Here is a 5,221-nt window from a genome sequence, read left to right as displayed (position 1 = left end):
ATCATATGGCGATGGATTCGGACAATCGGCTGCTGATGGATATTTTGGAGAATGGCTCCACCTCCAGGTATTTTCAGTTTTTCGACGTGGATTGGGATTATCCCGCCGCCAGCCTCAATAAGAGAATTCTGGCGCCATTTCTTGGCTGGTTTTATGGGGAGTGTCTCGAAAATGGAGAGATCGCTCTCCAATACGGTCCTAATGGCTTCCAGGTGGCTTACTACAACCTCGCTTTCCCGTTACGAATCGAATCTTACCTCAACTTTTTTAACAACTTGCCCCAGTTAAAGAGGAAACTTCCAGAAGACAATTTCGATTTTATTAAGCTTTTAGGCATCCTCTACGTCTTGAAGACAATTTCATCTATCAATGAGCCGGAGGAGCGCAATAACCAGAAAGAATTCATCCAGCGTACTATGTGGGAACTATACAATAGCAATGCGGTAATAAAGGCATTTATTGATGAAAACGTGCGGACCTTCAATGGTGAAAAGGGTAAGGTCGAGAGTTTTAATTTTCTTGATGACCTTCTTTCCCAACAAGTCTTCAGGCTTTCATTTTGGAAAGTGGCCGCGGAAGAAATAAATTATCGCCGTTTTTTTTGTGTCAATGGGCTAATTTCACTAAGAATGGAAGACGAGCACGTTCTAAACTACACGCACCGCCTGATTTTCGATCTGATTGAAAAAAGAGTGGTTACCGGTCTAAGAATTGATCATGTTGATGGGCTGTACGATCCGGCAAGCTATCTGCAAAAGGTGAGAGAAAAAGCACCGGCAAACTATCTAATGGTGGAAAAAATACTCAATCTTCAGGAAGACCTGCCACCTTCTTGGCCGGTCCAGGGAACCACCGGCTATGATTTTATAAATTACGTCAATGAGTTGTTTTGCCAAAAGGAAAATGCGCGAGCCTTCAGCAGAATCTATGCCAACGTCACCGGCTTAAAGAATTCTTATGAAGATGTCGTGCACGACAACAAAAAGCTGATAATTGAGGAAGATATGGCGAGTGACGTCCACAACCTCGCCCAGCGCCTGAAGAAGATCTCCAGCCGGGACCGCCATGGCAGCGACATAACTCTCACCGCGCTGCAAAGAGCCTTGACCGAAGTCCTGGCAGTATTTCCGGTATACCGGACCTATATCAGCCAGGTGGTGGTCCCGGACGACGACAGGAAATACATTTTGGCCGCGGTGGACCGGGCCAGCGCCAATTTCCCCGCCCTCTTACATGGATTTGCCTTCGTACGGAGATTCCTTCTCCTGGACTTTCCCGATTATGTTTCTGAGGAAGAGAAGCGGGACTGGCTCCACTTTGCCATGAGGTTTCAGCAACTTACCGGGCCGGTAATGGCGAAGGGAGTCGAAGATACCACACATTATGTCTACAACCGGCTCTTGTCACTCAATGAGGTAGGTGGACGGCCGGGCCACTTCGGCTGCTCGCTGGAAGAATTCCACAACTTCAACACGAAGAAAAGAGACTTGTGGCCGGATTCCTTAAATGCCACCTCGACTCACGATACCAAAAGAGGTGAAGACACACGCGCCAGAATAAATGTCTTGTCCGAGATGCCGCACGAGTGGCTAAAAAAACTCCGGACCTGGATCAAAATAAACCGGGGCAAAAAAAAGCGCCTGAGCGGCTTAGCCGTTCCGGATAGGAACGACGAGTATTTTTTATACCAGACGCTGATTGGCGCCTGGCCCTTTGCAGATACCGAGTATCCCGAGTTCGTTGCCAGAATTAAGGGATATATTGTCAAAGCTGTCCGGGAAGCCAAGGTCCATACCGCGTGGTTGAAAGCCGACACTGAGTATGAAAACGCTTACGTCTCCTTTGCTGAGAAAATCCTGGCCCCCTCAGAAGCCAACGCTTTTCTGAAAGAATTTATCCCGTTTTGCCGGAGAGTTTCTCACTACGGGATCCTCAACTCCCTCTCGCAGACACTGATCAAGATCGCCTCACCCGGTGTGCCTGATTTCTATCAGGGATCGGAACTATGGGACCTGAGCCTGGTGGATCCTGACAATCGCCGGCCGGTAGATTTTGCCAAAAGGCGCGCCATGCTGGCCGGCATCCGGGAACAGGATGATGCGGATATCGGCCGGCTGGTCCAAGATCTCTTGGCCACGAGAGAGGATGGCAAGATTAAACTCTTTCTCATTTATCGGGCGCTGAAGGCAAAAAAAGCAAATCAAGAGCTCTTCCGCTCCGGCGCTTATCTTCCCCTGGAGTCGGCGGGAAAATTTAAAGGCCATGTCATCGCCTTTGCCTGGAGGCATCAGCGGCAATGGGCCCTGGTCCTTGCTCCGAGGTTCCTCAGCCACCTGATTCAAGAGGGAGATCTTCCTCTGGGAAGACCGGTATGGCAGGACACCGGGGTGATCATGCCTGACGGGGCGCCTGTTGCCTGGCGGAATGTTATTACGAACGAGGTGGTTTCTGCGGGCCAGACATTGCCTGTCGGCGGCGTATTACGCAGTTTTCCAGTGGCGTTGCTCCTGGGCGAAGGAAAGGAAGAGTAAGGGCAAATCCTTTGAATAGTGCCGCGCCGACGGTGTTCCCAGGCGTGCCGGTCCACTGCCGGGTCAATACGTATCCACCTAGCAAAGTATTTCTATAAACTTGTGAGGGTAAGATGTCTATAAATGCCAACCGTGAACCATTTTTCGTCAAAGACTGTGCGCTGGTGACCATAGCCACCGGGCTGAAGGCCCAAAACCTAAAAGAAATGAGAAACCGTTTGCTTAACATCCATCTCGGGAGCATCTACCATCATTTTTGGGGGGGGCTCTTGAGGCCCAGGTTCGATGCACCTGAATACAATAACGATTTTGCTGAATGGGTTCACCATGCCCTGCAAGACAATATCCTGGCGGAACGATTATCGGTTATCGACCCCGATCCTTTTATGAATCTCGAATCCTTGCGCCAGGAGCTGCTCGAATTCATCGACCAGAGGTTGGATGAGATCGAAACGATTACCTGGGCCAAGCCCGATATGCAGTTTCATTTTGTCCGCTCCCAAATGGTGGTTTTCGATACCCGCGGCAAAATTGAAGAACCGGAAGAATTGGTGGAGGCTGTGCCCAAAATGTCCGTGGGCAGCATATTTTATCATTTTATTGATGCGAGACGCCGGAGCCCTGAAATGATGGACGATTTCCGCTCCTGGTTGAGGTCTTGCGGTGATGATGATCTTTGCTCACAATTGGCTACAGTTGATCCCTATTTCGGCACTCTCGTGGAATTGCGCCAGCAATTGGCAGATCTGTTCACCAAATATTTTTTCCGGGGAGTGATCTGATGACATCTATTCAAGATTATGTGGCGGTGACCGGAGAAAACGTGATCGATCGGCTCCGGCAACTTGCCAGGCCATTAAGAGGCATGAAGGTAGTGCACGTCAACTCCACTTATGTAGGTGGCGGCGTCGCGGAAATTCTGAGCAAGCTGGTCCCCCTCCAGAAAGATCTGGGCCTCGATGTGCGGTGGGAAGTAATTCGAGGTCAAGAGGCGTTCTTCCAGGTTACCAAGAGCTTTCACAACGCCTTACAAGGCGTACCCGTGCAGCTGGGGGATGGGCTTTTCAAGGTTTACGAGGAAACCGGCGCCCAAAACTCGGAAGAGCTCCGTTCGATCCTTGAGGAAGCCGACATAGTTATTATCCATGATCCGCAGCCGCTGCCCCTGTTAAGGTCATGCCCGAACCGAAAAGGCAAGTGGATCTGGCGCTGCCATATCGACCTGAGCCATCCTTATCGTCCGGTGTGGCAATACTTGCGTAACTATGTCATGGAATACGATGCGAGTATTTTTTCCCTGGCGGATTTTGCCCAACCCTTGCCGCACATTCAGTATCTGATGCCGCCTAGTATCGACCCTCTCAGCGAAAAAAACATGGATCTGACTCCGGAGGAAGTCCTGGCCGCCAAACTTCAATTCGGTCTGGACCCTGAGAGGCTGATCATGCTCCAGGTCTCACGATTTGATCGATTCAAGGATCCTCTGGGCGTAATTAAATCATATCGCTTGGTCAAGTCTTTCGCGCCGTCACTGCAATTGGTCCTCGCCGGCGGTGAAGCCACCGATGACCCCGAAGGCGCCGCGGTGCTGACCGAGGTTCGTGATGAGGCCGGCGGCGACAAAGACATCCACGTGCTGCTTTTACCTCCGGATGCCCATGTCACGATTAATGCCCTGCAGCGCGGCGCGGACCTGGTGGTGCAAAAGTCTCTCAAAGAAGGATTCGGCCTCACCGTGACTGAGGCCCTGTGGAAAGGAAAACCGGTGATCGGCGGCGATGCGGGGGGAATTCGGCTGCAGATAGTGAACCATCACACGGGTTTCCTGGTTAAGACTCCGGAGGGAGCTGCTTTGCGCGCCAGATATCTCTTGCGTCACCCCGATAAAGCTCTGGAAATGGGTCGTGTAGCCAAAGAATTGGTCCGGCAAAATTTTCTGCTGACCAGAAATTTGCAAGAGTATTTGAGCATTTTGGTGGCCCTTAAATATGGAGACCAGGAGCGGATAGAACTACAACTGAAATCCGCACCGTGATGGACCCCAGGACCTTCAAGGCTGGTACTATTTTCTTTAATTTGGGCCCAAGCGAGCGAAACTGGGGTGCTGTCCCCCGGACTGGTTTGGATGATCGGGTCCTCAGACCAAAGAGGTCCCCAAAACTATTTTTGGACTGCGGTGGCCACGGTGGCCGCATAATCACGGGGTTATAGTTCGGCCATGAACTCGGAAAATTTAATCTCTCGGCATCCTCTCAATAACGGCCTGACCCTGGAGTTTTGGGACTACTCCCGGCCGCTAGCCGGCGACCGCTGGTTCGTGCTCCTCGAGGTCAGGATCGCCATTCCGATTCGGCCCGGCACCCTGCCGCCGGAGCTGCGAGGGCAAGCCGACCAGGTCAAGGAAGCGTTGGGGGACGAAATTATCTTCTCCCACAAAGACGAGCGCAACTTTATTGCCGCCACGGAGGCCCCCAAAATCCTCAGGGACATGCAGGATAGGTTTTTGGACATGGCGCCAGGTTACTTCGGGCATCCTAATTTTGCCGCCAGGTTCATCCGCGGAAAATTCGCAGAAAAGCAAGAACTGCAGCACTGGCAGCGTTTAGATACTCGGCAGGACGACCATTCATGACTGATACCAATTTCGCTTTCTATTGCAACAAATAGGAGCAATGGCAAAGCTCCATGAA

At 51.3% G+C, this 5,221-nt stretch carries 4 protein-coding genes; all 4 read left to right on the top strand.

Annotated features, from left to right (window positions below; translation table 11 throughout):
- A partial coding sequence (gene treY / locus WC600_18630; GenBank protein ID MFA4904747.1) for a malto-oligosyltrehalose synthase occupies nucleotides 1-2,531 on the top strand: 2,531 nt, incomplete at its 5' end.
- Nucleotides 2,532-2,644: 113 nt separating this feature from the next.
- Entirely contained in the window at nucleotides 2,645-3,313 is a 669-nt protein-coding gene (locus WC600_18625; GenBank protein MFA4904746.1) for a DUF5752 family protein, read from the top strand.
- Nucleotides 3,313-4,566: a glycosyltransferase gene (locus WC600_18620; protein MFA4904745.1), complete on the top strand. Its 1,254-nt coding sequence runs from the start codon at nucleotides 3,313-3,315 to the stop codon at nucleotides 4,564-4,566. The genes WC600_18625 and WC600_18620 overlap by 1 nt, the downstream gene beginning before the upstream one ends.
- A gap of 183 nt (nucleotides 4,567-4,749) precedes the next feature.
- Nucleotides 4,750-5,163 carry a hypothetical protein gene (locus WC600_18615; GenBank protein MFA4904744.1) on the top strand — a complete coding sequence of 138 codons (414 nt, stop codon included), beginning with the start codon at nucleotides 4,750-4,752 and terminating at the stop codon, nucleotides 5,161-5,163.
- Nucleotides 5,164-5,221: the final 58 nt, after the last annotated feature.

This window comes from Desulfobaccales bacterium (genome assembly GCA_041648175.1).
In the GTDB taxonomy this organism is placed as follows: Bacteria; Desulfobacterota; Desulfobaccia; order Desulfobaccales; family 0-14-0-80-60-11; genus 0-14-0-80-60-11.
The sequence above is the reverse complement of the archived record's forward strand: the minus strand, read 5'-3'. Positions and strand labels throughout refer to the sequence as shown.